Source organism: Myxococcus sp. CA023, from assembly GCF_010998615.1.
Taxonomy (GTDB): Bacteria; Myxococcota; Myxococcia; order Myxococcales; family Myxococcaceae; genus Myxococcus.
In genome coordinates this window covers 1-26449 of record NZ_JAAEAH010000041.1, presented here as the reverse complement: position 1 = coordinate 26449, position 26449 = coordinate 1, and the positions used below count along the sequence as shown (strand labels likewise).

Sequence of the window (26449 nt, the reverse complement as noted above, 5' to 3'; positions counted from 1 at the left end):
GTGCTCAGCTGTGTCTAGAGTGCCGACATGTATCGGACCCCCTGGACCCGCGCACCCTTTGTTCGCTTCTGGCTGTTCGCCCTATTGCTGCTGACCTCGCCCGTGCTGGGGCAGGGCAAGGCGCCGCCTTCGTGGAAGGCCATCGAGGGGATGGTCGAAGCGCAGAAGCTGGAGGCCGCCGCCCAGGGCGCCGAGGCCCGTCTGGCGCAGGCGAAGTCCAAGGGCGACGAGGCCGAGTGGACGCGCGCGCTGGTGCGCACGGTGCAACTGCGCACCGAATTGCATGGCTACGAGACGGCGGTGCGCTTCCTGCGCGAGCAGCCCTGGCCCAAGGGCACGTTGCCTCGCGCGACGCTGAACCTCTACTACGCGACCGCGCTCGTCACCTATGCGCAAGCCTACGGCTGGGAGGTGCGCCAGCGCGAGTCCGTGGCGTCCTCCGGGCCGGTGGACCTCAAGGCGTGGACCTACGAGGAGATTCTGAGCGAGGCCCAGCGGGCCTACGAGGAGGTGTGGAAGCAGCGGCAGCAACTGGGCGGTGAGCCCCTGAAGGCGCTGTCCGAGTACGTGAAGCCCAACACCTACCCGGTGGGGCTGCGCTCCACGCTGCGGGATGCCGTGTCGTACCTGCGCGTGTCGCTGCTGGCGGACAGCTCGCACTGGCGGCCCGAGCAGGCCAATGAGGCGTACCGGCTGGACCTGGGCGCGCTCCTGGAGGGGACGCCCAAGGTGGCGCTGACGGACCCCGGCGTCCATCCGCTGGTGAAGGTGGCGGCGGTGCTCGGGGACCTGGAGGCGTGGCACCAGTCCGCGGGACGGCGCGAGTCGGCGCTGGAGGCCCGGCTGCAGCGCTACACGGTGCTGCACCAGCACTTCACGGACACGGCCGACCGGACCCGCATCCGGCAACACCTGGCCGCCTTGCTGCCCGCGTTCCGCGACGTGCCGTGGTCGACCATGGGGCAGGCCCAGCTCGTGGAGATGGAGCGAGCGGCGGACCACGCCGTGCGTGCCCACTCGCTGGCGAAGGCGTGCGCGGCCACCTACCCCCAGTCCACGGGAGCGCAGCGCTGTCGCGTGCTCATGGCCGCCATCGAGGCGCCCGAGTTCAGCATGGGCTCGCTGGCGTCGGACGGGCCGGGCCGCCGCTCCGTCGAGGTCACCCACCGCAACGTGTCCATGCTGCACTTCCGTGCGTACTCCGTGGACCTGGAGAAGCGGCTGGCCCAGGTGGATGACTACAACCTCATGCCGGACAGTGCGCCGTTGAAGGCCCTGGTGAAGGGCCAGCGCCCGGTGGCCACCTGGAGCGTGCCGCTGCCGAAGACGGAGGACTTCCGGGAGCACCGAACCTTCGTCACGCCGCCGCTCACGGCCCGGGGGACGTACGTCATCATGGCCTCCGCCCACGAGGACTTCCGCGCGACGAACAACCGCATCGTCGCGGTGTACCTGACGGTGACGCCTTGGGTCATCGTCACGCGGCCCTCGAACGGGGACCTGCTGGAGGTGCGGCTGGTGGACGGTGACACCGGCGAGCCTGTGCCGAAGGTTCCCCTGCGCCTCATCCGCGTCGACTACAGACAGGGCTTCAAGGAGGCGGCGCGCATCCTCTCGGACGCGGACGGCGCGGCCACCTTCGACTCGGTCCCGGGCGATGGCTACCGCAGCTACGTCCTGGTGGCTGGCGTCGGACGGAACGCGCTGCTGCACCCGGGCCAGGTACCGTTCTACAAGCGCCATCAGCCCGGGGACGTCCAATCGGCGCTCGTCTTCACCGATCGCGCGGTGTACCGGCCCCAGCAGAAGGTGCTGTGGAAGGCGGTGGCCTTCAGCGGCCGGGGCGAGCAGGCGCGCTACCAGACGCTGGCGGACCGCCCGCTCCAGGTGACGCTGTTCGACCCGAACCACCAGGTGGTGGAGTCCCGGGAGGTCCGCACCAACGACTTCGGCTCCGCCGCGGGCGAGTTCACGATTCCCACCGGCCGGATGCTGGGGGCGTGGTCCGTGATTGTGAGCGCGGGGGGCCGCGCGGCGATTCGCGTGGAGGAGTACAAGCGGCCCACCTTCGAGGTGACGCTGAAGGACGCGAAGGCGCAGCTGCGCCTCAACCAGCCCGCGACGTTCCAGGGCGAGGCTCGCTACTACTTCGGCATGCCGGTGACGTCCGGCTCCGTGCGGTGGCGTGCGTACCGCGAGCCGGTGCTGCCCTGGTGGTGGTGGGGCTCGCCGTCCGGGGCCTCGCAGCGGCAGGTGGTGGCGACGGGCACGTCGCCGCTGGGCGCGGACGGAGGCTTCACCATCGGCTTCACGCCAGAGGCGGATGAGCGGTCCGCGGCCACCCCGGGGCTGACGTGGAACTACCGCATCGAGGCGGACGCGACGGACGAAGGCGGTGAGACGCGCTCGGCCAGCCGGGCCTTCCGGCTGGGCTTCGTCGCCGTGGAGGCGCGTGTGGACCTGGACACGGGGTTCCTCCGCGAGGGCGCCGCGGCCGAGGTTCGGCTGACGCGCTCCACGCTGGATGGCGCGCCGCAGCCGGGGACGGGCAAATGGCGGCTGGTGGCGCTGAAGCAGCCCGCGCAGCCCCTGCTGCCCGCGGACGAGCCCTACGGCCTGCCGGAGTACAAGGACCCCGAGGCGGTGTTCACGCCCACGCCGGGAGACAATCTGCGTCCTCGGTGGTTCGGGGCGTATTCGCCGGAGTCCACCATTCGCGGCTGGACGGATGGGGCCGAGCAGGCGACCGGCTCGGTGCAGCACGACACCGAGGGCCTGGCCGTGCTCAAGCTGCCGTCGCTCAAGGCGGGCGCGTACCGGCTCCACTACGAGACGACGGACGCCTTCGGTCAGACGTACACCGTGGGGCGCGAGCTGGTGGTGGCCGGGAAGACGACGCCCCTCGCGGTGCCCGCGATGCTGGTGGCCGAGCGGGAGACGGCGCGGGTGGGGGAGGTGGTGCGGTTGATGGCCGTCTCGGGGTTCAAGGGACAGCCGCTGCTGCTCGACATCTACCAGGGAGAGCGGCGCATCTCCCGGCGCAAGCTCACCGCGGGCCAGTCTTCCGGCGTGGTGGAGGTGCCGGTGACGGCGGAGCTGCGCGGCGGCTTCACCGTGGCGCTGTCCACGGTGCGTGACTACCAGTTCCTGCTCTTCTCGAAGTCCATCTTCGTGCCCTGGGACGACAAGGAGCTGCAGCTGGAGTTCGCCACCTTCCGCGACACGCTGCGCCCGGGCGCGAAGGAGACCTGGCGCGTGACGGTGAAGGGGCCGAAGGGCGCGAAGGTGGAGGCGGGCACTGCCGAACTGCTCGCGTACATGTATGACCAGTCACTGGACCTGTTCGCGAAGCAGACGCCGCCCAGCGTGGCGTCGCTGTATCCCCAGTGGCACGCCTCCGTGGACATGCAGTCGTCGGCGAGCATGGGTGACACCCGGTGGGTGGTGAACGCGCGATATGGCGAGGTGCCGAGCTGGTCACCGCCTGAGCCTGACGCCTTGCTCTTCGGGGATGGCTTTGGGGTGGGAGGCCCAGGCCGGCGGCGGATGCGGCAGATGGTTCGTGGTGAGATGGGCGGCATGCGGGAGGGCGCCGCGCCAAGGGCCACCATGTCCATGGCACCGGCTCCGGGCGCGCCGCCCCCGCCGCCCGCCGAGGCGCCTGCCCGGGCCGAGGCGAAGATGCAGGCGGACAAGGAAGAGCGCTTTGGCAGCGGGGGAGCGACCCCGGACGCGCCACAGCCGCTGCGCTCCAATTTCGCGGAGACCGCGTTCTGGGCGCCCCAGGTGCTCACCGGGGCGGATGGCTCGGCGACGCTGGAGTTCACCGTGCCGGACTCGGTGACGGCGTGGAGCGTCTGGGTGCACGCCGTCACGCGTGACTTGAAGGGCGGCTCACTGCAGCGCACCTCCCGGAGCGTGAAGGAGCTGATGGTGCGCCCCTATGTGCCGCGCTTCCTGCGCGAGGGCGACCGCGCGGTGTTGGAGGTGATGGTGAACAACGCGGCGTCGCGCCCGATGCAGGGCACGCTCACGTTGGACATCCAGGACCTGGAGCTGCAGAAGAGCGTGCTGTCGGACTTCGGCGTCCAGAAGGCGTCGCAGTCCTTCCGCGTGGAGGCGGGGAAGGGGACGCGCCTGCGCTTCCCGCTCACCACGCCCACGCGGGTGGGGCCCGTTGCCTTCCGGGTGGTGGCGCGCTCGGAGAATCACAGTGATGGTGAGCTGCGCCCGCTGCCGGTGTTGCCGGGCCGGATGCACCTAGCGCAGTCGCGCTTCGTGACGCTGAAGGGCAAGGACTCCAAGACGATGCAGTTCGAGGACCTGCGCGCGGGCGGCGACCCGACGCGGGTGAACGAGCAGCTGGTCGTCACGGTGGACACGCAACTGTTCTATTCGGCGCTCCAGGCGCTGCCGTACCTGGTGGACTACCCCTACGAGTGCACGGAGCAGACGCTCAACCGCTTCGTGTCGACGGGCATCCTGTCCAGCCTGTACGGGCAGTACCCGTCGGTGGCGCGGATGGCCAAACAGCTGAGCGAGCGCCCCACCCAGTTGGAGACGTGGGACGCGGTGGACCCCAACCGGAAGATGGCGCTGGAGGAGACGCCCTGGCTGGAGATGGCGAAGGGCGGCGCCGGGCCGGAGGCCGGTCTGGTGAAGGTGTTGGACCCGAAGGTCGCCGCCGCCGAGCGCACGTCCGCGCTGGCGAAGCTCCGCAAGGCGCAGACGTCCAGCGGCGGCTTCCCCTGGTGGCCGGGTGGTCCGCCGTCGCCGTACATGACGCTCTACATCGTGCATGGCCTCTCCCGCGCGATGGAGTTCGGCGTGGAAGTCCCGCCGGAAATCACCCGGGGCGCCTGGGGCTACCTGGCGCGGCACTTCCGCGAGGAGTACGCGACGAAGCTGATGAAGGAGGAGCGCGGCTGGGAGTTCCTCACGTTCCTCAACTACACGGCCTCCGCGTATCCGAACGCGAGCTACACCGGTGATGCCCTCACCGAGGCGGAGCGGACGCGGATGCTCGCGTTCAGCTACAAGCACTGGAAGAAGCACTCGCCCTACCTCAAGGGCTACCTGGCGCTGACACTGAAGCGCGCGGGGCGCGGCGCGGATGCCAACCGCGTCTGGGAGAGTGTCATGGACTCGGCGAAGACGAGTCCCGAGCTGGGCACCTACTGGGCGCAGGAGGACCGCAGTTGGCTCTGGTACAACGACACCACGGAGACGCACGCCTTCGCGCTGCGCACGCTGACGGAGCTCAATCCGAAGGACGCGCGCCGCGAGGGCCTGGTCCAGTGGCTGCTGCTGAACAAGAAGCTCAACCACTGGAAGTCCACTCGCGCCACGGCGGAGTCGGTGTACGCGCTGGTGAAGTACCTTCAGGCGGAAGGCGCGCTGGGCGTGCGCGAGGACGCCCAGGTGACGGTGGGCCCGCGCGTGGTGCGCATGTCCTTCGCCCCGGACGAGTACACGGGCAAGAAGAACCAGGTCGTCGTGCCCGGGCCGGAGTTGAATCCGGCGACGATGAGCTCGGTGGTGGTGGAGAAGACGACGCCGGGCTTCGCCTTCGCATCCGCGACGTGGCACTTCTCCACGGAGAAGCTGCCGGACAGCGACCGAGGGGACTTCTTCCAGGTGTCGCGGCGCTACTTCCTGCGTGAGCGGCAGGGGAAGGACGCCAGGCTCGTGCCGCTGGCCGAGGGCGCCGTGGTGCTCCCCGGAGACGAAGTGGAGGTGCAGCTCTCCCTGCGCGCGAAGCACGCGGCGGAGTACGTGCACCTGAGAGATCCGCGCGCCGCGGGCCTGGAGCCGGAGAACGTGCAGTCCCGCCACCGCTGGGACCTGGGCATCGTCTGGTACGAGGAGACGCGGGACTCCGGCACCAACTTCTTCTTCGAGCAGTTGCCCGCGGGTGAGTACACCTTCAAGTACCGGCTGCGCGCCAACATGGCCGGCCAGTTCAAGGTGGGCCCCGCCACGGTGCAGTCCATGTACGCGCCGGAGTTCACCGCGTACTCGGCCGGGGCGGTGCTCACGGTGGGCGCGGCGAAGTAGCGCGGTCCACCACGGGGAGTGGGCCCTTCAGCCCGGGCTCATTCCCCGCAGGTGGCCTTGTCGTCCGTGGGATGCAGGGTGGCGATGCCGTAGGTGCCATTGCGCGTGCCGCACCAGATGCGCCAGTTCGTCCCGCCCAGGTCCGGCGCCGAGTACACGCCGCCTTCCTTCTTGGCCCCGCCGCGCGCGCAGCACCGGGCGAAGGCGCGCGTGCCAATGGACATCAGGCCCACCGCGTCCGGCCCGCGTGAGAAGCCGCCGACGCGCTTCTCACCGCAGGACCAGGGCGCCACGCCCTTGAAGCGGATGAGGTAGGCGTCACCCTTCAAGGCCGCGGCACCGCGTACCGGGCCCTGGTAGCAGAGGCGGCCCTCCGCCTCGAGCTGGGCATAACGCGGCAGGAAGTGCAGGCCGCCAATGGGGCCTCGCTGCCAGTCGTCGCCGCAGAAGACGTGCGTGAAGGCGTTGCGAGGTCCGGTGCTGACCCAGAGGCCCGTGAGCCAGTCGATGTTGGCCTGCCGCGCGCCGGGCCGGCCCGCCACGGACAGGGCCCGCTGGAGGCGCGGGTCGTCGTAGTGGCGCGAGAGGAATCGCCGCACGTCGCCTTCACTCACGCTGACGTCGGGACGCGCGGGGCACAGGTCCAACACCTCCCGGTCCATGGCGGACAAGGGCGGCGGCTTCGCGAACAGTGGTGCGCTGTCACACGTCGTCGCGCAGCCGGTGGCCGGCTTCCAGCTCGCGGAGCCGGCCAGTTCCTCGTCGCCGTCGTTGTCAGCGTCACGCGCGGCCACGCTGCCCGCGGGGCCCCGCATCTCCACCTGCCGCGCCGAGTGGGCCCGGTCCGCGGCCACCAGGGCCGCCGCGCTCGGAGCGGCGGGCGCAGTGGACTCCGGCGCGCCTTCGCACAACACCCAGCCTTCGGCGGACGCGCCGCTCAGCTTGCACCAGGCGCGGTTGGGGCCGCCCTTCTTCAGCAGGGGGTAGGGCCTCCCGGCCTCCACCGTGAAGACGACCTTGCGGGACTCGGGCTGCTCGAGGGCGTCCACCGCGACGTCGGACACGAAGACGCCGCGGCCCGCGAGGGCGGGCAGCGAGGCGCCCAGCAACAGGGCGAGACAGGGGAGGGAAAGACGCATGGCGCACGGGAGTCTACAGCAGTCCCCGCCGTGCCCCTCAGAGGAGGGGCAGGGGGGCATGTCCTGCGCCTGCGACGGCCGTCACCGGCCGGAGATTCAACCGAGCTTCACGCGGGCTGCCTTCAGTTTGCCCACCTGCACCGTGTACTCGCCGGCGCCCAGCTCCGCCTTGGCGTCCTGCACCTTCTCGCCGTTGATGCGCACGCCGCCCTGCGCCATCAGCTTGCGCGCCTCGGTGGCGGACGCGACCAGCTTCGACTCCGGCAGCAGCTTCGTCACCGGCAGCTTCTCCGCGCCGCCCAGGGACACCTCCACCAGGGGCAGCTCGTCCGTGGACAGCTCCTTCTTCGCGAAGCGCTTCTCGAAGTCCTCGGCGGCCTTCTTCCCGGCCTCCTCGCCCTGGAAGCGCGCCGTCATCTCCTGCGCGAAGCCGACCTTCACCGCCTTGGGGTGCAGCGCGCCGGACTCCACCTGGGCGCGCATCTCCGCCAGCTCCGTCCGCGTCTTCGCGGAGAGCAGCTCGTAGTACCGCCACATCAGGTCGTCGGTGATGCTCATCAACTTGCCGAAGATGGTGTCCGCCGGCTCGTCGATGCCCACGTAGTTGTCCAGGCTCTTGGACATCTTGTCGCCGACAATCTTCCCGTCGACCGCCTTCGCGTTGAGGCCCTCCAGGATGGGGCCCGTCATGATGACCTGGGGCGCCATGCCCTCTTCCTTCATCAACTGGCGGCCCACTAGCAGGTTGAAGAGCTGGTCCGTCGCGCCCAGCTCCACGTCCGCCTTGAGCACCACCGAGTCGTAGCCCTGCAGGAGCGGGTAGAGGAACTCGTGGATGGAGATGGAGACCTCGCCGCGGAAGCGCTTCTTGAAGTCGTCGCGCTCCAGCATGCGCTGCACGGAGTAGCGCGAGGCCAGGCGGATCATCCCTTCCGTCCCCAGCGAGTCCAGCCAGCTGGAGTTGAAGCGCACCTGCGTCTTGGACTCGTCCAACACCTTGAAGACCTGCTTCTTGTAGGTCTCCGCGTTGGCCTTCACCTCGTCGCGCGTGAGCGCCGGACGCGTGGCGTTGCGGCCCGTCGGGTCTCCAATCAACCCCGTGAAGTCACCGATGAGGAACACCACCGTGTGGCCGAACTCCTGGAAGCGCCGCATGCGCGTGAGCAGCAGCGAGTGGCCCAGGTGCAGGTCCGGCCGGCTCGGGTCGAAGCCCGCCTTGATGACCAGCGGCTTGCCCGTGTCATACGAGTACTGAAGCTTCTTCTTCAGGTCCTCGGGCACGTGGAGGTCCACCGTGCCACGGGTCACTTCTTCGAACTGCTCCTCGGGGGTCGCCTTGCGCAGCGCGTCCGGATTCATGACGCCGCAAGCTACCCGAAGTGCGCCAGCCGTGGACGCACTTCCTCCACCGGGGGTCAGGTGCCTGGCAGGTGCTCACGCACGCGGTGGATGCTCCGGCCTCGTCCGGTGGCGTCGTCGATGTCCACCACCACGCCTTGCAGGTAGACGAGCCGCTCCGCCACCTCATAGGGCGCCGGCTTGCCCAGAAAGCGCGTCAGCGAGGACTCCTTCTTCATGCCGATGACGGAGTCCAACGGCCCGCACATGCCGACATCCGTGATGAAGGCCGTGCCACCGGGGAGGATGCGCTCATCCGCTGTCTGCACGTGCGTGTGCGTCCCCACCACCACGGACACCCGCCCATCCAGGTGGACGCCCATGGCGTTCTTCTCACTGGACGCCTCGCAGTGCATGTCCACCAGGATGCAGGGCGTCTGCTGGCGCAGCTCCTCCACCAGCCCTTCCACCACCTCGAAGGGGCTGGCCTCGGTGCGCATGAAGACGCGCCCCTCCAGGTTGATGACGCCCAGCGCGCGCCCATCCGGCAGCTTCACCACGCTGTGGCCCTTGCCCGGCGTGCCCTTGGGGTAGTTGGCCGGACGCAAGAGCAGGTCCGGATGCTCCTTCACCCAGGGGAGGATGGCTTTCTTGGAGTAGAAATGATTACCGCTCGTCAGCAGCTGAACGCCGCTGTCGAGCAGGTAGTGGGCCGTCTCTGAAGTGATGCCCGAGCCCTGGTCGCTGTTTTCCGCGTTGGCGACCACCACGTCCACGCCGTGTTGCGCGCGGACCCTCGGAAGGAGCGTGCGGACCGCCTGAAGACCCGGGCGGCCCACCACGTCCCCCATGAAGAGGACTTTCACGTATCGAGGAAGTCCCAGTCGCGGTACAGGCCGCGCAGGGACTCAGACTCCGTTACGACCAGGTCCATGTCGACGTCATCCCCGGTCGTGGGCAGCACGGGGATGACCTGGTCATTGAAGGCCAGGCCCACCCGACGACTGCGCTGACTGGCCGCGCGGAGGGTGGCGTCGTAGTAACCGCCCCCGCGCCCCAGCCGCTTGCCTTCCCGGGTGAAGCCCAGGCCCGGCACCACGAAGAGGTCAATCTGGTCCACCGCGATGAGGTCCGCGGAGTTGGTGGGCTCACGCACCCCCAAACGTCCCGGTTCCAGCTCGCTTTCCGACTTGATGGCACGGAACGAAAGAATCCGCCCGTGAACATGTGAGAGCGGGTAGCAGACAATCTTGCCGTCTTGCAACGCCGCAATCAGGATATCCCGGGTTGGCACTTCCCCCCGAATGGGGGCGTACAGCGCCACCGTGCGCGCCTTCTGATAATACGGCGCCGCCAGAAACCGAGACTGAACCTTGAGACCCCGCGTATCGATGAGGTCCGGCGTCATCGCCTTCCGGCGCGCCGTGAGCTCCTCTCGTAGGGTCTGCTTCCTCGCCGCCGCCTCTTCCACCACCGTCTCGCTCACCGACGCCGCTCCAAAGAAAAAGTCCCCCGCAGCATGGCCGTGTGCCCGGCGTCCATTGAACCCTCAAAAGCCAGGTGGGGACCGAAGTCATGCCTCCGCAGGCTTCCCTCATCCCCCGTGAGGAGGGAGGGCTTGCACATGGAGACCGAAACGGACCCCGGAATGGACGTATCGGTTCGAATTTCTGCCGAGCATCACGCGCCCCGCAGGGGACAGCCCTTGAACAAAGCTACAGTGCTTCCAAATCCTCGAATCTATTGGGAATTCCCGCCAGAGTCTTTGGAAATGATAAGGACGGGGGGCGGCGGGGTCAAGGCATCCTCGCGCGTTTACAAGGCAGGCGCGGGACCTCTATGATGGAAAGAGCCCGAATCCACCCACATATGCCGCCCTCGCTATTGAACAAGGGTCTTGCGACGGTTCTTTCCGTTGCCTCCGGCCTCGCGTGGGCGGGACCGCCCACGGTGTCGAGCTCCTATCAAGGGGACTCCTATGGCGTGGTGTCCCTGCGCATGCAGGGAGACCAACTGGTGGGGGTCGCGACTGGCGGACCCTGCGGATTCGAACCCGATACGGAGGTGCTCTCTGGCGAGTTCCAGGACAACGTCCTGGTGGGACAGGTGTTGCTCTGTCAGTTGGGGCCCCACTGTGAGCCGCGGGTGAATCAGCCCGCGCTGGTCGTGTTCAACCCGGAAGATGGGGTGATGACGGCCCTGTTCCGGCTGAAGGACGGTTGCCGCTCGCCGGTGTTGAAGAACGACTCCCTCCTGCTGCTGCGGCCGTTGTCCCGGGACGCGGTGGCGCCGGCGCGCGCGGCTTCGGCGACCACGGCCGTGGCTGCCTCGGCCACGGCGGACGGCGCGAACTCGTCCGCGGCGCAGGTGGCCGCGGGACTGGGCCGGCAGGGCGAGGTGTCACCCTTGGAGGAGGGGCAGCGTCAGCTGGCTGCGGGCAACGCGGGCGTGGCGCAGCGCCACTTCGAGCTGGCCCTGTCGAAGGACCCCCGCAGCGCCGCCGCGGTGGTGGGCCTGGGGGCCAGCCAGCTGATGCTCAATGACGTGAGCCGCGCGGTGAAGACGCTGGAGGCGGGCAGGGGGTTGGGGCGCGCGGACGTCCACCTGTGGCTGGCCTACGCGTATCAGCGCGAAGGCAACCGCAACCGCTCGCGCGAGTCGCTGCGCAAGGCCTTCGATCAGGGCTGGATGCCCGCGGGCCGCGCGACGGAAGCGGTGGCGGAGCAGGCGCTGCGCGAGGACATCAAGGACATCGAAACGCTCATGCAACAGCAGCGGACCCGGAAGCGGGTTCCCGTCCGCCCGCCGGCGGGGGCTGGAAACACCACGCCGTGAGCCAGCCGACTTCCCCGCAGAAGACCACGCGGGTCTTCGGCAACTACGAAGTCCTCTCCGTGCTGGGCAAGGGCGGGATGGCGGAGGTGTACCGGGCCCGGGTGTTGTCCGGCCCACGTGAGGGCTGGACGGTGGCGCTCAAGCGCCTGTTGCCCGCGCTGACGCGGGATCCGGAGTCCGTGTCGCTCTTCGCCCGCGAGGCGCAGCTGTCCAAGCAGCTCCACCACCCCAACATCGTCACGGTGCTGGATGCCGGCGCGCTGGAGGGCATCTACTTCATCGTGATGGAACTGGTGGACGGCCGCGACCTGGGGCAGATCCTCCGGCGCTGCAAGGTGCGCGGGATTCCACTGCCGCTCGACTTCGCGGTGTACCTGGGCAAGGTGCTGCTGGAGGCGCTCGCGTACGCGCACTCCGCCACGGGGCCCCAGGGCGAGCGGCTGGGCATCGTCCACTGCGACGTGTCGCCGTCCAACCTCTTCATCTCCCGCGTGGGCGAAATCAAGCTGGGCGACTTCGGCGTGTCGCGCGTGCTGGTGGACGGCAAGCTCCAGGGTGGCGAGGTGCTGGGCAAGCCCTACTACCTGTCCCCCGAATCGCTGCTCGGCGAGGTGAACCCGGAGGCCGACCTGTGGGCCGCCACGGTGGTGCTCTACGAGCTGCTGACGCTGGAGCGCCCCTTCGCCGGCACGACGCCGGATGCCGTGTTCAACGCCATCCGCGCCCGGCAGTACCGGCCCTTGCGCGAGCTGCGGCCCGACATCCCGGAGGCGCTGGAGGCCGTGGTGGCCCGGGCCTTCGCGGAGCGTCCCGAGGACCGCTTCCCGACAGCCGAGGAGTTCGCCCAGGCGCTGACGCCTCACTACGACGAACGCGTGGGTACGCCGCTGGCCATCGCCGCCGTGGTGCGCGGTCTCTTCGGCGCCAGTGACGAGGTGCCCGCCGCGCCGTCGCCCAGCGGGACGCCGCCGACGCCGGGCTCGCGCGCGGGGTAGGGGAGCGGGCACCCTGTTGTCCACTCCACCGTCCCTGCCCACCTTCCAGGACGATGACGACCTTTCCTTCCGCCGCGCGCGGTGTCGCGTGGGGGGAGGAATCCAGATGGCCAACGAGCCCAAGCAGCCGAAGCCGGAGCAGTCCACACCCAAGCCCGAGGAGCGCCCGCGTCCGCGGATCTCCAAGGCGGACGAAGCCCGGGAAGACGGGATGCCCGGTTACGGGCAACCCGACGCGGACGTTCGCGAGCAGCCGCTTCCGGAGCAGTCCTGGTAGGGGGCGACCTTCCACCTTCGGCTGCCCCTGAGCCGGCGTTCCGTGTCCTAGCCGGCCAGCGCGCGGACGTGCGGCACGTGCCGCACGAGCGCGTCCACCACTCGCGCCACGTCCGCTTCCGTCGTGCCGGGGCCCATGCTGAAGCGAAGGCTGCCTCGGGCCTGCGCGGGCGACAGGCCCATGGCCCGCAGGACATGCGACGGCGTCAGCGTGCCGGACGCGCAGGCGGCGCCGGAGGACACGCAGATGCCCTCCAAATCCAGAGCGATGAGCAGCGACTCACCCTCCACGCCGTCGAAGCGCAGGTTGCTGGTGTTGGGCACACGCGGGGCCGCGCCGCCGTTGATGTGCACGCCGGGCAGTCGCGCCGTCACCTCCCGTTCGAATGCATCGCGGAGCGTGGTCAGCCGCGCCGTTGTCTCAGGCAGCTCCGCGTGGGCCAACGCGAGCGCCAGCGCCAGCGCCTCCGCGTAGGGCACGTTCTGCGTCCCTCCGCGACGGCCGCCTTCCTGGTGGCCCGGCGTGAGCGCGCGGACGTCCACGCTCTTGCGAACCATCAGCACGCCCACGCCCGGAGGGCCGCCGAACTTGTGCGCGGACAGGGACAACAGGTCAGCGTCCACCTCGCGCAGGGACAGGGGCACCTTGCCCGCGGCCTGCACCGCGTCCGTGTGGAACAGCACGCCGCGCTGCCGGCACGCGAGCGCCACCTCCCTCGCGGGTTGGAGCACGCCCGTCTCGTTGTTGGCCCACATCAACGAGCACAAGGCCGCGTCCGACGTCAGGGCCGCCAGCATGTCGGCTTCACGCACGCGCCCGTCCGGACCGGGCGCCACCCGCACGATGTGGGCGCCCTCCCGCTCCAACTGCGCCACCGCGCCCAGCAGGGCGGGGTGCTCCACCGCGGACGTCACCACCCGCCGCCGCTCGGGCTGGGGCCGCATGTGCCAGGCGCCCACGAGCGCCAGCGCGTCCGCCTCGCTGCCAGAGCCGGTGAAGCTGACTTCCTTCGGCTCGCAGCCGAGCACGCGGGCCACCTTCGCCCGTGCCGCGTCCAACCGGGCCCGTGCCGCGCGGCCCTCCTGGTGCACGCTGGACGCATTGCCATAACCGCTCGACGCGAAGGCGCGCGACAGCAGCGTCGCCACCTCCGCTCGCACCGGCGCGGCCGCGTTGTAGTCCCAGTACGTCACGAGTCCTGCGCGTACAGCAGCGACACCGGCCGCTCGTCGGCGACGCCGAACGCCTCCAGGAACTTGGCCACCAGCTCGCGCTTGAGTGCTTTGCGCTGCGCCAGCTTCCCAGACAGCGGCAGCCGCGCTCCGGCCATGCTGCCGTGGCCGCCGGACGAGCCGCCGTAGTCCTCACAGATTTCGCGGATGAGGCGCCCCGCGTTCATCCGCCGGTCCTTGACGCGCAAGCTGAGGAAGAGCTGGTTGCGGTACGTCCCGAAGGCCAGCGACCACTTCATGCCTTCGAGGAACATCAGCCGCTCGGCCACCTCCGCCACCATGTCCGGGGAGTAGACCTCCTCCAGGTCGGTGACGATGGCCGTCCCGTACACCTTCGCCCGCTCGTAGGCCGTGTGGTACAGCTGGAAGTAGCGCGCGGGCAGCTCGGGGTGCTCAATCTGCGCCAGCAGCGTCTTGTCCATGCGCGGGAACAGCCACAGGTAGCTGTCCACGTCCGTGGGCGTCGTCTCCCGGCCCAGGTCGCGCGTGTCCGCCTTGATGCCGTAGAACAGGCCGGTGGCCACCTCCACGGAGGGCTCCAACCGAGCCGCGCGCAGGTACTCCACCAGCATGGTGGACGTGGCTCCAAATGCGCCGCCCACGTCCGCGAAAGGGGCCTCCAGGCTCTCCTGGCGCAGCGGATGGTGGTCCACCACCAGGTGCGCTTCCAGCCGCGCGGGCAGGGAGTGGTTGCCCACGTTGGGTTGCGTGTCCACCAGCCCGAAGAGGTCGTACTCGTCGAAGTCGATGGTCGACACGTGTGAGACGGGCAGGCGCAGCACCTTCACGAAGGCGATGTTCTCCGCCCGGCCGATGATGCCGCCGTAGCCGATGTGGGCCTTCAGGCCCGCCTTGCGCTCGAGCAGGTGCGCCAGGGCCACCGCCGCCGCCAGCGAGTCCGGGTCCGGATTGTCGTGGGTGAGGATGAGCGCCTTGTGGTGGCCCTGGGCCACTCGCAGGAGTCGCTCCAGCTTGTCACGGGCTGGCATATGGGCCAGCCGCGGTGGCGGGGGCTCCGTCAGCTCGCCTCCCGAGCTTCCGGTTCCGCGGCGGCTGTTGAGGGACTGTGTCACGGGCATGGGTATTCTTCTTACTTCCTCCCGTCCAGGGATTCGAGGATCCGGGGTCTGTTGCCAACACACCAATGGTGTCGACGGACCCCGCATCCTTCACGACGCGCGAGAGGAGCGTGAGCCTGCGCGCTCCCTCGCCGGGCCGCCGCGGGACGTGGGCTAGCTGTTCAGGGCCTTGTACTTGCGCCCCAGGTCCCGGAAGTACTTCATGCCGTTGTCGAGCGAGTTCTCCATCGCGTCCATCAGCACCGTCCGGAAGCCGGCCACGGGTCCCCGGAAGGACTCGTAGTAGCGCTGCCGGTCGATGGAGTGGATGACGGCGGGCATGTAGCCGTTGCGCAGCAGGATGAGGTTGCTGCACATGCGCCCCACCTTCCCGCTGTGCTCAGTGAAGGGGAAGATCTGCACGAACTTGTGCTGGACCGTGGCCGCCTGCTTGATGGGGTGGAACTCCCGGAACTCGGCGCTGGCCGTGTAGTCCACGAGCTTCTCCAACTCCGGTTGGATCTTCGCCGGCTGGGAGATGTCGTGGAAGTACGTGCGGTGCAGCGGCATGTCCTTGCGCAGCCCGGACCTGTCGCGTTCCTTGGCCAGCTCCTTCTCCGTGCGCTCGCGGCGCTCCATGCGCGCGCGCTCCGTCTGAGCCTCCGGCGTGTTGCCCAGGAAGAGGTCATGCATCCGCTTGATGGTGGTCAGCGTGATTTGCGCCTGCTTCTTCGCGCCCGCTGCCTCCTCACGGATGAAGTCACAGACGGCCTTGTGGTTCCGGATTTCGAGGACCACCGGAATCATGGAGGCTTCCGCGCTGGTTCGATGAGGGAACAGCGCGGCCATCAGTTCCTGATGCGTGTAGACGACTCCCTCTAGCGCGGCGTCGTGGTAGATCCACGACATCTCCATCTTGTCCAAGAACTCGCGCGCGTCCGGCTTGTCCTTGTAGATGTCGAGGTACCCACGCAGCGTTTCGTTCTTCTCGTCGATGTCCTGGTAGCGTTCCTTCACGGACTGCGGCTCCTTCTCGCTGCGGGTCCGCCGCGGGCGGTACTCGAAGCATGCGGCCGAGCGGTACAACGGCGCGTGGATTCTAGAAATTCCGCGCGGTTGTAACAACGAAATCATCACAGATTGACGAGGAACACCTCGCACGCCTGGTCGAGCAGGTCCTTGGAGAGCGCTGGAGGTATCTGCCGGTAGCGTGCCGCGTCCCGGATGAGGCTCACCAGGTCCCGAGGGTGGCACGAGCGAAGCTCCATGCTCCGCGGCTTGTAGTAGTGCTCGATGAGGTACGTGACGGCCTGGTCCACGTACGGGATTCCCGCTGCCTCGCAGACGCGACTGAAGATTTCCCGGTAAGCCTCTTCGTCGGGGTTCCCGACCTCAATCTTGTACTTGATGCGGCGCAGGAAGGCCTCGTCCACCAGTTCCTTGGGGTCCAGGTTGGTGGAGAAGACGAGGAGCTGGTCGAAGGGGATTTCGAACTTCTTGCCAGTGTGGAGGGTGAGGAAGTCCACCCGTTTCTCCAGGGGGACAATCCACCGGTTGAGCAGGTCCGTGGGGTGGACCTTCTGGCGGCCGAAGTCGTCGATGAGGAGCATGCCGCCGTTGGCCTTCACCTGGAACGGGGCCTCGTAGAAGCGGGTGCTCTCCGAATAGATGAGGTCCAGCATCGCCAGCGTCAGCTCGCCGCCCACGACGACGGAGGGCCGGCGGCACACGAGCCACCGGTTGTCCATTTCGAAGGTCTGCCGGCGGCCAGAGGCATCCCGGCCGACCTCCAGCGACACCGGCGTGTGGATGAGCCGGTCGTGGACCTGGATGATCTGATTCCCAATCTCCAGGCAGTGGGGGACGAACACCTCGCCGCCGAACATGTTGGAGACGGCCTCGGCCAGGCTCGTCTTGCCGTTGCCGGGGGAGCCGTAGAGGAACAGCGAGCGGCCGGAGTTCACCGCCGGGCCCAGCTTGTCCATCAGCTCCGCGGGGACGGTGAGGTGGCTGAGCGCCATCACCAGCTCCTCCTGGCTGACGACGGGCGTCTCCTCCGTCTGGCTGGTGATGAGCGCGTTGTACTGCTCAATCGGTACCGGCGCGGGGCCCACGTAGGTGGTGCGGGTGAGGGCGTCTCGCGCGTACTCGCGGCCCTTCTCCGACAGGATGAACTCCACTGACGCGCGGCCAAAGCCCTTGCCGCCGCGCAGGTCCACCAGCTTCTCCGTGGCGAGGAAGTCCACCACGTGCTCGATGACGCCTGGCCACGGCAGCCGCATCTCGTCCGCGATGCCCATGCCCGTGCCCGTGCCTGCGTAATAGAGGTACTTCAGGGCGATGTCGGACAGGATGCCCATCTTGAGCCCCGTGTCCTCCACCGACTTCGGCTCCGGTGGAGCGATGTCGAGGATGGATGGGTTCTCGAGCTTGAACGGATTGTCGTCGTAGTCGTAGCCAGCGGGAGGAGCCATCAAGCCCCGTTCTAGCCCATTCGATGGGCGGTCGGGCGCGGGACGTGGCCTCTTCCCTGGCTGCCCGCCCCCCTCTCATGCCGAAGAGGGGGGCGAAGCGGGGTGGCTCAGATGTACGTGAGCCAGTCCGCGTAGCGCGGCTCCTGGCCACGCACGATGCGGAAGTACATGTCCTGCACGTACCGGGTGATGGGGCCGGGCTTGCCGTCGGCCACCTGGCGGTTGTCCACCTCGCGCACGGGGGTGATCTCCGCCGCCGTGCCGCAGAGGAAGATCTCATTGGTGATGTAGAGCGCGTCGCGGGTGAAGGTGACCTCCTCCACCGTGCGGCCGCTGTCGCGCAGGATGTGCAGCACCGTGTCGCGGGTGATGCCGTCCAGGATGGGGCCGGACAGCGGGGGCGTCTTGATGATGCCCTTCTTGTTCACCTGGAAGATGTTCTCTCCGGAGGCCTCGGCCACGAAGCCGCTGATGTCCAGGAGGATGGCCTCGTCGTAGCCCGCCAGCACCGCCTCGCGCTTGGCGAGGATGGAGTTGACGTACTGGCCGGTAATCTTCCCGCGCACCATGTTCACGTTGACGTGCATGCGCGTGTACGAGCTGACCTTGGCGCGGATGCCTTCCTTGATGCCCTTGTCGCCCAGGTACGCGCCCCAGTCCCACGCCGTCACGGCCGTGCGGGTGGGGTTCACCGCGCCCAGGCCCATGGCCCCGTCGCCCATGAAGGCCACCGGCCGCAGGTACGCGCCGTTGGCGAACAGGTCCTTCTGCGCGCGAAGCAGATTCACGCACGCGTCGAAGAGCTCGTCCTCGGTGTACGGAATCTTCAGCATGATGATGTGGGCCGAGTCGAGCAGCCGGCGGACGTGCTCACGCAGCCGGAAGACGGCCAGCCGTCCGTCGTGCGTCTTGTATGCGCGGATGCCCTCGAAGACACCCAGGCCATAGTGAAGCGCGTGCGTCATCAGATGCACGTGGCCCTCGTCCCATTTCATCAGTCGGCCGTCGAGCCAGATTTGCTCGGCGCGCACTCCACTACTCGAGGTCGAGCTCATTCGATGTTCCTTCGCCTGGATGTTTGAGAGGACAGCCCGGGCCTTCTAGTCAGCGAAACCTATGAGGTCAAAGCGTGTTTCTCGTCCCGAACCCGTCACAGCACCGGTGGCAGGGGGGCAAGCATCCGACGGAGGAACGGGAGGTCCTCCGCCAGTGCCGTCCTGCCGAATTGTAACGCCTTCGAGGCCAGTTCCACCGACGGTACGACGTCCAGCGGTGACAGTGTTCGCGGAAAGCGTTTGACGTGGTGCGTATAAGGAAGGTTCGGTGCCACCGTCATCGCGGCCAGCCGCTGGAGAGGCAGCCAGATGGGCGTGGTCAGCTTCGGGGCGAAGCCGTCGAGCGCGAGGATGAACGCGTTGCGCGTGCCGATGCGGCCTCGGGCCACTGCCTTCCACGCGGCCTTCGCTGGCAGGTTGTCCACCAGTCCTCCGTCGATGAGCCTCGCGATGCCGTGCTGGCCCATGAGTCCTTCCACCAACGTGTGCATGCCGGGGTCCTCGCGCAGCACGTCGTAGTGGATGACGCCGGGCAGCGCGGATGAGAAGCCCGCGGCGTCGAGCGCGTCGAAGTCGCCAGTGGTGTCGTCCGCGCCGAGGTAGAGGCGGGCGGTGATTTCGGGGCGGGTGAAGAGCTCGGCCATGGCGCCCATGGCGGCCTGGATGCGGCGTGCCACGCCCACGGGGTTGAGCAGGCCCAGCGGACTGGTGCCCAGCAGGCGCTCGTAATACTCCAGCGGCCGGGGAAGCATGCCGCGGCGGATGCCGCCCACGGCGATGAGCGTCGGCACCGGCAAGTCCTTGAGCCGCATGCCGCTGTTCTCCGGTCCCGCGCTGAAGAAGCGGCCCAGCCCCGCGCGCAGAAACAGCCTCAGCGCGGCGGGCAGGCCATAGCGGCTCTCCGTGGAGATGAATCGGAAGAGCTTCCGGAAGGACAGCCCGCGGACGATGTTGATCATGTCCGTGGCGTCGAAGCGCGTCAGGCGCGAGCGCATGATGGCGAGGATGGCGCCCATGGACGTCCCGGCGAGCAGGCGCGGCTCCAGGCCGTATTCGTCCAGGAGGCTCATCACCCCCAGGTAGACGTAGGCCGTTCCGCCGCCGCCGCCGGTGACCAGCACCAGTTCCTTGTGCCGGATTTCCCGGTCCAGTGCCTCGGGGGGAACGCGCCCGCGCAGCCGCTGCGCCACCATGTCGCGCGCCTTGGCGGCGTGCTGGCGCAGGTCCTTCACGTGCGGCATCAGCCGGTCCCGCGTGGGCGGGAAGGGGGCTTGGAGGACGGGGCCCAGGCGGCGCTCCACCTCCTCGCGAAACGGAGTGAGCAGCGCGCCCACGCCTACGTCGCGTTCGCCGTGCCGCACCTTGTAGAGGCGCGCCAGCGACAGGGCGGTGCGGAGGATGGCTTCCTCGCGCGGGTCGACCAGGGCCGCGTTGGCCAGCGACGCGCGCACGAGGCGGAGCTCCATCTCCTCGAGCGGCCGGGTGATCTGGAAGCGTTCCTTCAGCAGCACGCGCTTCGAGGGCCCGTCAGGCCTGGGCAATCTGCGAGAGGTTGGCCTTCGCCTTTTCGATGTCGCCTTCGTACTTGAGGACGAGGTTCAGCGTGGAGGCCACCACGTCGGCGGTGAGCTGCTCCGCGTTCAGCAGCGCCAGGCTCTGGGCCCAGTCGAGCGTCTCGCTGATGGAGGGCGCCTTCTTCAGGTCGAGCGAACGGATGGCGGCCACCGCTTCCACCACCTGCTCCGCCAGCACCTGGGGCACCTGGGGCAGTCGCGAGCGGACGATGCGCAGCTCGCGCTCGCGGTCCGGGAAGTCGATGTGCAGGTGGAGGCAGCGGCGCTTGAGCGCGTCGGACAGCTCGCGCGCGGCGTTGGAGGTGAGCAGCACGCGGGGGATGTGCTTCGCCCGGAAGGTGCCCAGCTCGGGGATGGTGACGGCGTTGTCGGAGAGCACCTCCAGCAGGAAGGCCTCGAACTCCGGGTCCGCCTTGTCGATTTCGTCCACCAGCAGCAGGGCGGGGCGCTCGGAGAGCTGGGCCTTCAGCACCGGGCGGGGCAGCAGGAAGCGTTCGGAGAAGAACACCGCGTCGCTGGAGGCCAGCCGGTCCGCCGCCTGCGCCAGCGTGGTGGTGCCCTGCACCATGTCCCCAATCTTGTCCTTGAGGAGCTGGGTGTAGAGCAACTGCTTGGCGTACTCCCACTCGTAGAGGGCCTTCGCCTCGTCCAGGCCTTCGTAGCACTGGAGCCGGATGAACTCGCGGCCCAGCGCCTGGGCCAGGGCCTTGGCCAGCTCTGTCTTGCCGACGCCAGCGGGGCCTTCCACCAGGATGGGCTTGTCCATCCGGTCCGCCAGGAAGGCCGCCGTGGCGATCTCCGGCGAGGATAGATAGCCCACCTGCTCCAGGCGCTTCTCCGCGTCCTCCACGCTGGTGAAGGCGTGGCTCTCAACCGTCGAAGGGGTGCTCACCCGGTGAACTTAACCGACGCCCTCCTGGCGACTGCGGCAAAAATGCCAGGGTTCCGGTGTCGTCACCGTGGCCCGTTCGCCCCGCTGCCTGGCAAACCCGCGTAATTCCGGAGGGAAATTTTCTGCGCAACGTGGGCACACGTCGTGCATCTCATTGTTTCCAATCGGTATTCAGGGAGGTGAGCGGTCATGGTGTGGGCGTGGTTGCGGATGGTGATGATGGTGGCAGTGGTCCTGCTTCCGGGCGGCTTCCCGCTTCTGCTGGCCTATGTCGCCTTGCGTACACTCCGCAGCAGTTGGCGCCGTGCCCAGGAGGAGGCCCAGATAGGGGGCCGCGTGGTGTCGCTCCGGGACGTCGTCTCCACGCTCCACTTCAAGGAGCTGGTCCGCGAGGCACGCGCCGCGCTCTGAGCGCGGATGGAACCGCTCGACGCTTCCTGGGTTGGAACTGAGACGGCCCTGACACACCTGCCCGGCTAGGGCACGGATGTCAGGGCCGTTTCATTGAGACCTCGGGGTTTCGAGGCCGAGGCCGTCGGGATTCCGGCGGGGTGCCGGAATCCCGACGCCGTTACGTTACTTGTCCAGCTCGTCCACCAGGGCCGTCCAGTCGTCGTCTTCCTTGGCCGTGGGCAGCTGGATGACCAGGGTCCGGTCGGTGGGCTCGGACTCGTCACTCAGCGCCGCCGGCGGGGCGGGAGCCGGGGCAGGGGCCTTCTTCGCGGCGGCCTGGGCCGCAGGCTTTGCGGCCGGCTTCTTCGCCGGGGCCTGGGCCGCAGCGGGCGCGATGACCTGGTTGAGCTGCGTCCTCACGGCCAGCTCGTCGTCCTCGGCCGCCGCGGGCTTGGCGGCGGCCTTGGCCGGGGTGGCCACGGTGGCGGACTTGCTCTTGTAGCGGGCCAGCTCCAGCTCGGCGACCTTGAGGGCCTTGCTCTTCTCCTGGACGGACTGCTGCAGGCGGGCGACCTCCTGCGCCTTGATGGCGTCGCGACGCTCCAGCTCCGCCTTCTGCTTGGCGGTGAGGTCTTCCTGCTCCTTGGCGTGCCGCGCCTCCAGGTCCTTGCGCTCCTTCTGCGCGGCGGCCAGGCGGGTGGATGCCTCGTGGGCCTTGCTCTCGGCGGCGGCCACCTTGGCGTTGAGCTCCTTCTCCGCGCGGGACTTGGCGCCCTGCGCGTTCTCCACCGCCAGCTCCAGGTCCTGAATCTTCTTCGCCCGCGCGCTCAGCTGGCCCTGCAGGTCCTTGGCCCTGGCGTCGGACTCGGTGGCCTGCGTCTGGGCGTCCTGCGCGAACTGGGCGATGCGCTGCTCGGCCTTGGCCAGCTTCGCGGCCAGTTCGTCCGCCGCGCGCTTGGCGTCGGCACGTTCCTGGTTCGCCTGCTGGACCTGCTGCTGGAGCCGGGCCTCGGCCTGCTGGACCTGGCCCGCGAGGCCGTCCCGCTCGGCGGTGAGTTTCTGCTGGGCAGCGCCCGCGGCGCGCAGCTGGTCCTCTCGGCCCGCCTGCACCTTGCGGCCCTGTTCGAGCTGCTCGTTGAGACCGGTAATCTGCTGCCCCAGGCCCTCGGCTTGACGGCGGGCCTCGGTGGCCTGCGTCTGGAGCTTGGCCTCCAGGGCCTTGAGCTGCTCGGTGCGGGTGGCGACCTCGCGGTTGAGCACCTCCGCCTGACGCATCTTCTCCTGCGTCACGTGGGTGAGCTTGCGGAGCGTGTCCGACAGCTCGGTGCCCTTCTGCGTCAGGTCGTTCTGGAGGAGCTCCTCGCGGCGCTGCGACTCCTCGGTGAGCGTGTGCAGCCGCTCCTCGAGGTGGGCCCGGGTGTTCTCCGTCTGCGCCAGCGTGGCGGTGAGCTGCGTCAGCTCGGCGACGCGTGTGCCCAGCTCGTGCTTGGTGAGGGTGAGGTGCTCGCCCAGGTCCTCGCCATGGGCACGCGCCTCGGCCAGCTGGCCTTCCAGCGCGGCCTGGGTGCTCGCGGCGGCCTTCCGGCTCTCCTGGTGCGCGTGCTGCTCGCGCGCCAGCGCGTCGCGGGTGGCGGCGAGCTGGCCGTGGGTCTGCTCCAGCGTCTGACTGGTGGCCTCCAGCTCGGAGCGGAGTCCGTCGCGCTCACTGGTGAGGTCACCGATGTGCGCGCTCGTCTCCGCGGCCAGCTTCTCGTGCGCGGCCCGCTCGGCCTCGTAGTTGCCCTGCGTCTCGGACAGCTCGCTGCGGAGATGACCAATCTGCCCGGTGAGGTCCTGCTCCAGCGCGTCCTTCGCGGCGCCCAGGTCCGCCAGCTCCGCGATGCGCTGGTCGCGCTCGCGGGTGGTGTGCGCCAGCGTGTCGCTGGTCTCCTGGAGCGCGCCGCGCGTGTCCTCCAGCGCCGCATGCGTCTGCTGGAGCGTCTGGGAGGTGGCCTCCAGCTCGCCGCGCGTCTCCGCCAGCGTGCCTTCGGTGCTGGCGAGCGTGTTCTGCGTGTCGGCGAGCTGCTGCTCCGTCTGCGCCAGCGTCTGCTGTGTCTGCTGGAGCGTCTGGGAGGTGGCATCCAGCTCGCCGCGCGTCTCGGCCAGCGCGCCTTCCGTCTGCGCCAGCGCCTGCTGTGTCTGCTGGAGCGTCTGGGAGGTGGCATCCAGCTCGCCACGCGTCTCCGCCAGCGCTCCTTCCGTGTCGGAGAGGGTCTGCTGCGTCTGGGTCAGCGTCTGGCTGGTGGCGTCCAGCTCGCCGCGCGTCTGCGCCAGCGTGCCCTCGGTGTCGGAGAGGCGCGCCTGCGTATCCACCAGCGTCTGGCTGGTGGCGTCCAGTTCGCCGCGCGTCTCCGCCAGCGTGCCTTCGGTGCTGGCGAGGGTGTTCTGCGTGTCGGCGAGCTGCTGCTCCGTCTGCGCCAGCGTCTGCTGCGTCTGCTGGAGCGTCTGGCTGGTGGCCTCCAGGTCTCCGCTCAGCTCGGAGATGCGCTGGTCGCGCGCGGCCACGTCCCCTTGCAGGGATTCGATGGTGGACTCCCGCTGGGAGACGGTGTCCTCCAACTGGGCCACGCGCGCGGAGAGCTGTTCGCCGGTCCGCTGCGAGTCATCGAGCTGCCGCTGCGTCTCCTCGAGCTGCGAGGTGAGCGCTTGAATCTGGCCGGTGAGGTCCGCTTCGAGCTCGGCCTTGGCGGAGCGCAGCTCCTCCAACTGACGGGAGAGGTCCGCCTCCAGCGCGTCCTTCGCCTGGGAGAGGGCCTGGAGCCGGTCGTTGAGGTCCGTCTCCAGCTCGTCCTTGGCCTGTCCCAGCGCCTGGAGCTCCGCGGTCAGCTCATTCTCGCGGTCCTCCAGGTGCGTCTTGACAGCCTCGACTTCGCCCTCGAGCTCGCCGATGCGCTCCAGCTGCTGCTGGATGTTGGCGTTGAGCTCCGCCTCGGTGTGCTCGTTCCGCGCGATGGTCTCCGACAGCTCGCGCTCGAGCGTGCCGAGCTTCGCGTCACGCTCCTCGACGCGCTGGGTGAGCTCGGCCTCCTGGGCGTCCTTGTCCAGCCGGAGCTGGTCGCGCTCGCCCGTGGTTCGCGCGAGGTCCGCCTCCAGGTCCGCGACCTGCTGGCTGAGCTTCGCCTCCAGCGCATCGCGCTCGGCGTTGAGCCGGTGGATTTCCGCGTCAGCCTGGGTGCCGTGCTCCTCGGCACGGGCAGCGCGGGCTTCCAGGCCGCGCACGGTGGTGTCGCGCTCCTGCTCGGTCTGCTGCAGCCGCTCCTGGAGGGCCTGGATTTCACCGTCCAGCTCGGCGAAGCGCTGGTCACGCTCGCTGATGGTGCGGCTCAGCTCGGCCTCGAAGTCGTCACCGCGCTTCGTCAGCCGCGCGATTTCGCCTTCATTCGCGAGGACGGTGTCCTGGAGCTTCTGCTCCTTGACCTCGAACTCGAGTGTGACGACGCCGAGGTGCTTCTCCAGCTTGTCGTACTCGTTGCGGCCGTGCTCCAGCTCGCCGGCGCGGCGGCTCAGCTCCTCCTCGGCGCGGGAGACTTCCCGGCGCAGGAGGTTGATGTCCTTCTCCTTGGAGGCGACGACCTCGATGAGGTCCTTCTCCGCGGAGAACTTCTGGAGGAGCAGGTCGTCGACGGTGGCGCCGTGCTCGCGCTCCTTCTGGATGGTGGACTGCTGGGCCTCGTTGAAGCGGCGCAGCAGGTCGTCCACCTGCATCTTCAGGCCCTGCAGCTCCACGTCCTTCTCGTGGATGCGGTCCTCGCCGGAGAGCAGCTCGCGCTCGCGCACGTTCCAGATTTCGGAGAGGCGGGCGAGCTGGGCCTCGCGCGTCTTCAGCTCGTCGCGGAGGATCTGAATCTTGCCCTCGGGCGTGCCCATCAGCTCGCGCCGCGGTGGCGGACGCTTGAGCTGGCGGGACTCGGCGAGCAGCTCCGCCTTGCGGTCCGCGATGGACTGGAACGTGCGGTCGAGGAACGCGCGGTCCTCTTCCGTCATCGCGCTGCGGCGCTCGCGCTTGGGCAGCTTCGGCGGCCCCCCCGCGGCGGCCTTGAGCGACGGAGGCATGGGCGGCGGTGCTTCGCGCGTCCCGTTCAGCGCGGCATCCAGCGACGCGCCGGTGTCATCCGTGCCCGGCGGCACGATGCCGTGGCTCAGGGCGGCCAGCTCGCCCATCTCGAACGGGATGGCGAGGTAGCCGTCCGCCGCCTGCGGCGTCTGACGATGCTGCGCCAGGCCATCCACGCCGCTCTCGGAGGAGAGCAGCAGGACCTTGAGATTCTGACCCCACTTGCCCTTCTTGATGTTGCCGCAGAGGACGAAGCCGGACTGATCCTTCAGCTCCGCGCGGAGGACGACCAGGTCTGGCCGGCGCTTCTCCAGCTCACGCTGTGCGTCAGCCGCCGTCTCAGCCAAGGCTGTCTGGTATCCCGCGCCCTTGAGCACGGTGGCCATACTGAGCGCAAAATCATGCTCGCTTTCGACGATGAGGACCCGACGCTCCATGAAGCCCTTTGTCCCGGAAAAAGTGCTGTGAAAACCGGAACATCCTATCGGGCGCTTGCGACCGTTGGAAAGTTTCCAGGAGCAGCTCGGTTGGCTGCCTCACGAGCCCTTGCCGCGGACGACGACTTCCGAACGGCCTGAGGGGGCCGGGTGGGCGGGGTTCGTGGGCTCGTCGCGACCGGGGAACGTCGTTGGGGGCGTGTGCCGGTCGAAGCGGATTCCGTCGGGGGGGCAGTACCCGTGCGCGAGCTGGGCGAACCACGGGTTCAGCGTCGAGGGAACCGGCTCCGGAGCGGGGCCGTCGTCGTGTGGCTCGGGGGCCACGTCGGCGTCGGCTTCCTCGAGGTCGTCGTCCGATTCGATGAGCTGCGCTGCACTGCTGGCGGAAATCTCCGCTTCCTCCACCTCGTCGCTGCTGATTTCGTCCGGCTCCTCGGGTTGGGGCCGCGCGCGGGAGTGGCTGTCGTCGTCCCCCTCGTCGATGGACTGGGCTTCGTCCTCGGAGATTTCCTCGGGCTCTTCGTCCTCGCCGCTGGGGACCGAGGCCGAGGCCTTGAACGCCTGCGGGCTGACGGGTTCGAGCCGGGGGGGGCCGTCCAC

General features: G+C 68.9%; 17 protein-coding genes, 1 other RNA gene and 1 pseudogene. 5 read left to right on the top strand and 14 right to left on the bottom strand.

The window, feature by feature from the left end; translation table 11 throughout:
* Positions 1 to 27: 27 nt before the first annotated feature.
* Positions 28 to 6057, top strand: a complete 6030-nt coding sequence (locus F8M74_RS19050) for an alpha-2-macroglobulin (RefSeq protein ID WP_141256817.1) — start codon at positions 28 to 30, stop codon at positions 6055 to 6057.
* A 38-nt stretch (positions 6058 to 6095) separates the two neighbouring features.
* On the opposite strand, the gene F8M74_RS19045 is transcribed toward F8M74_RS19050, so the two are convergent.
* The 5 genes from F8M74_RS19045 to ssrS all read right to left on the bottom strand — a co-directional run bounded on the left by F8M74_RS19045 (position 6096) and on the right by ssrS (position 10235).
* The gene (locus F8M74_RS19045; protein ID WP_228560629.1) at positions 6096 to 7196 is read right to left on the bottom strand and encodes a hypothetical protein; all 1101 of its coding nucleotides are present in this window, start codon (positions 7194 to 7196) and stop codon (positions 6096 to 6098) included.
* Positions 7197 to 7292: 96 nt separating this feature from the next.
* Entirely contained in the window at positions 7293 to 8555 is a 1263-nt protein-coding gene (tyrS, locus tag F8M74_RS19040; RefSeq protein ID WP_141256819.1) for a tyrosine--tRNA ligase, read from the bottom strand.
* Between the two features lie 56 nt (positions 8556 to 8611).
* Positions 8612 to 9400, bottom strand: a complete 789-nt coding sequence (locus tag F8M74_RS19035; RefSeq protein WP_140790629.1) for a TIGR00282 family metallophosphoesterase — start codon at positions 9398 to 9400, stop codon at positions 8612 to 8614.
* Positions 9397 to 10020: a 5-formyltetrahydrofolate cyclo-ligase gene (locus tag F8M74_RS19030; RefSeq protein WP_141256820.1), complete on the bottom strand. Its 624-nt coding sequence runs from the start codon at positions 10018 to 10020 to the stop codon at positions 9397 to 9399. The genes F8M74_RS19035 and F8M74_RS19030 overlap by 4 nt, the downstream gene beginning before the upstream one ends.
* Before the next feature lie 19 nt (positions 10021 to 10039).
* Positions 10040 to 10235, bottom strand: a non-coding RNA gene (gene ssrS, locus F8M74_RS19025) — 6S RNA.
* A gap of 249 nt (positions 10236 to 10484) precedes the next feature.
* Here ssrS and F8M74_RS19020 point away from each other — a divergent pair.
* From F8M74_RS19020 to F8M74_RS19010, 3 genes are all read left to right on the top strand, one after another.
* Positions 10485 to 11369 (top strand): lipopolysaccharide assembly protein LapB, encoded by an 885-nt coding sequence (locus F8M74_RS19020; protein ID WP_228560628.1) that lies wholly within the window; start codon positions 10485 to 10487, stop codon positions 11367 to 11369.
* Positions 11366 to 12364, top strand: coding sequence for a serine/threonine-protein kinase (locus tag F8M74_RS19015; protein WP_141256822.1), 999 nt, complete (start codon positions 11366 to 11368; stop codon positions 12362 to 12364). Before F8M74_RS19020 ends, F8M74_RS19015 begins: the two co-directional genes overlap by 4 nt.
* A 106-nt stretch (positions 12365 to 12470) precedes the next feature.
* A complete protein-coding gene (locus F8M74_RS19010) occupies positions 12471 to 12641 on the top strand; it encodes a hypothetical protein (protein WP_228560627.1) in 171 nt (56 codons plus the stop codon).
* Positions 12642 to 12688: 47 nt separating this feature from the next.
* On the opposite strand, the gene F8M74_RS19005 is transcribed toward F8M74_RS19010, so the two are convergent.
* The 7 genes from F8M74_RS19005 to F8M74_RS18975 form a co-directional block, all read right to left on the bottom strand.
* On the bottom strand, positions 12689 to 13834 hold the full coding sequence (locus F8M74_RS19005) for a cysteine desulfurase family protein (RefSeq protein ID WP_141256824.1): 1146 nt from the start codon (positions 13832 to 13834) through the stop codon (positions 12689 to 12691).
* Positions 13831 to 14952, bottom strand: coding sequence for a bifunctional oligoribonuclease/PAP phosphatase NrnA (locus F8M74_RS19000; RefSeq protein ID WP_141256825.1), 1122 nt, complete (start codon positions 14950 to 14952; stop codon positions 13831 to 13833). The genes F8M74_RS19005 and F8M74_RS19000 overlap by 4 nt, the downstream gene beginning before the upstream one ends.
* Positions 14953 to 15105: 153 nt before the next feature.
* On the bottom strand, positions 15106 to 15948 hold the full coding sequence (locus F8M74_RS18995; protein WP_163884489.1) for a Fic family protein: 843 nt from the start codon (positions 15946 to 15948) through the stop codon (positions 15106 to 15108).
* Positions 15949 to 16064: 116 nt separating this feature from the next.
* Complete coding sequence (locus F8M74_RS18990) at positions 16065 to 17405, bottom strand: AAA family ATPase (RefSeq protein ID WP_141256826.1); 1341 nt, start codon at positions 17403 to 17405, stop codon at positions 16065 to 16067.
* Positions 17406 to 17512: 107 nt separating this feature from the next.
* On the bottom strand, positions 17513 to 18460 hold the full coding sequence (locus F8M74_RS18985) for a branched-chain amino acid transaminase (RefSeq protein ID WP_011553043.1): 948 nt from the start codon (positions 18458 to 18460) through the stop codon (positions 17513 to 17515).
* A gap of 95 nt (positions 18461 to 18555) precedes the next feature.
* Complete coding sequence (locus F8M74_RS18980; protein WP_171410419.1) at positions 18556 to 19971, bottom strand: patatin-like phospholipase family protein; 1416 nt, start codon at positions 19969 to 19971, stop codon at positions 18556 to 18558.
* 16 nt (positions 19972 to 19987) lie between these two features.
* Positions 19988 to 20926 (bottom strand): MoxR family ATPase, encoded by a 939-nt coding sequence (locus F8M74_RS18975; protein ID WP_011553045.1) that lies wholly within the window; start codon positions 20924 to 20926, stop codon positions 19988 to 19990.
* A gap of 189 nt (positions 20927 to 21115) precedes the next feature.
* Here F8M74_RS18975 and F8M74_RS18970 point away from each other — a divergent pair, with 189 nt between their 5' ends.
* The gene (locus F8M74_RS18970; protein WP_141256828.1) at positions 21116 to 21337 is read left to right on the top strand and encodes a hypothetical protein; all 222 of its coding nucleotides are present in this window, start codon (positions 21116 to 21118) and stop codon (positions 21335 to 21337) included.
* Between the two features lie 165 nt (positions 21338 to 21502).
* Here F8M74_RS18970 and F8M74_RS18965 read toward each other — a convergent pair whose 3' ends face one another.
* Positions 21503 to 25849 carry a response regulator gene (locus tag F8M74_RS18965; protein WP_141256829.1) on the bottom strand — a complete coding sequence of 1449 codons (4347 nt, stop codon included), beginning with the start codon at positions 25847 to 25849 and terminating at the stop codon, positions 21503 to 21505.
* Positions 25850 to 25948: 99 nt separating this feature from the next.
* Positions 25949 to 26449, bottom strand: a pseudogene (locus F8M74_RS18960) (glycosyl transferase family 1); the annotation flags it as partial.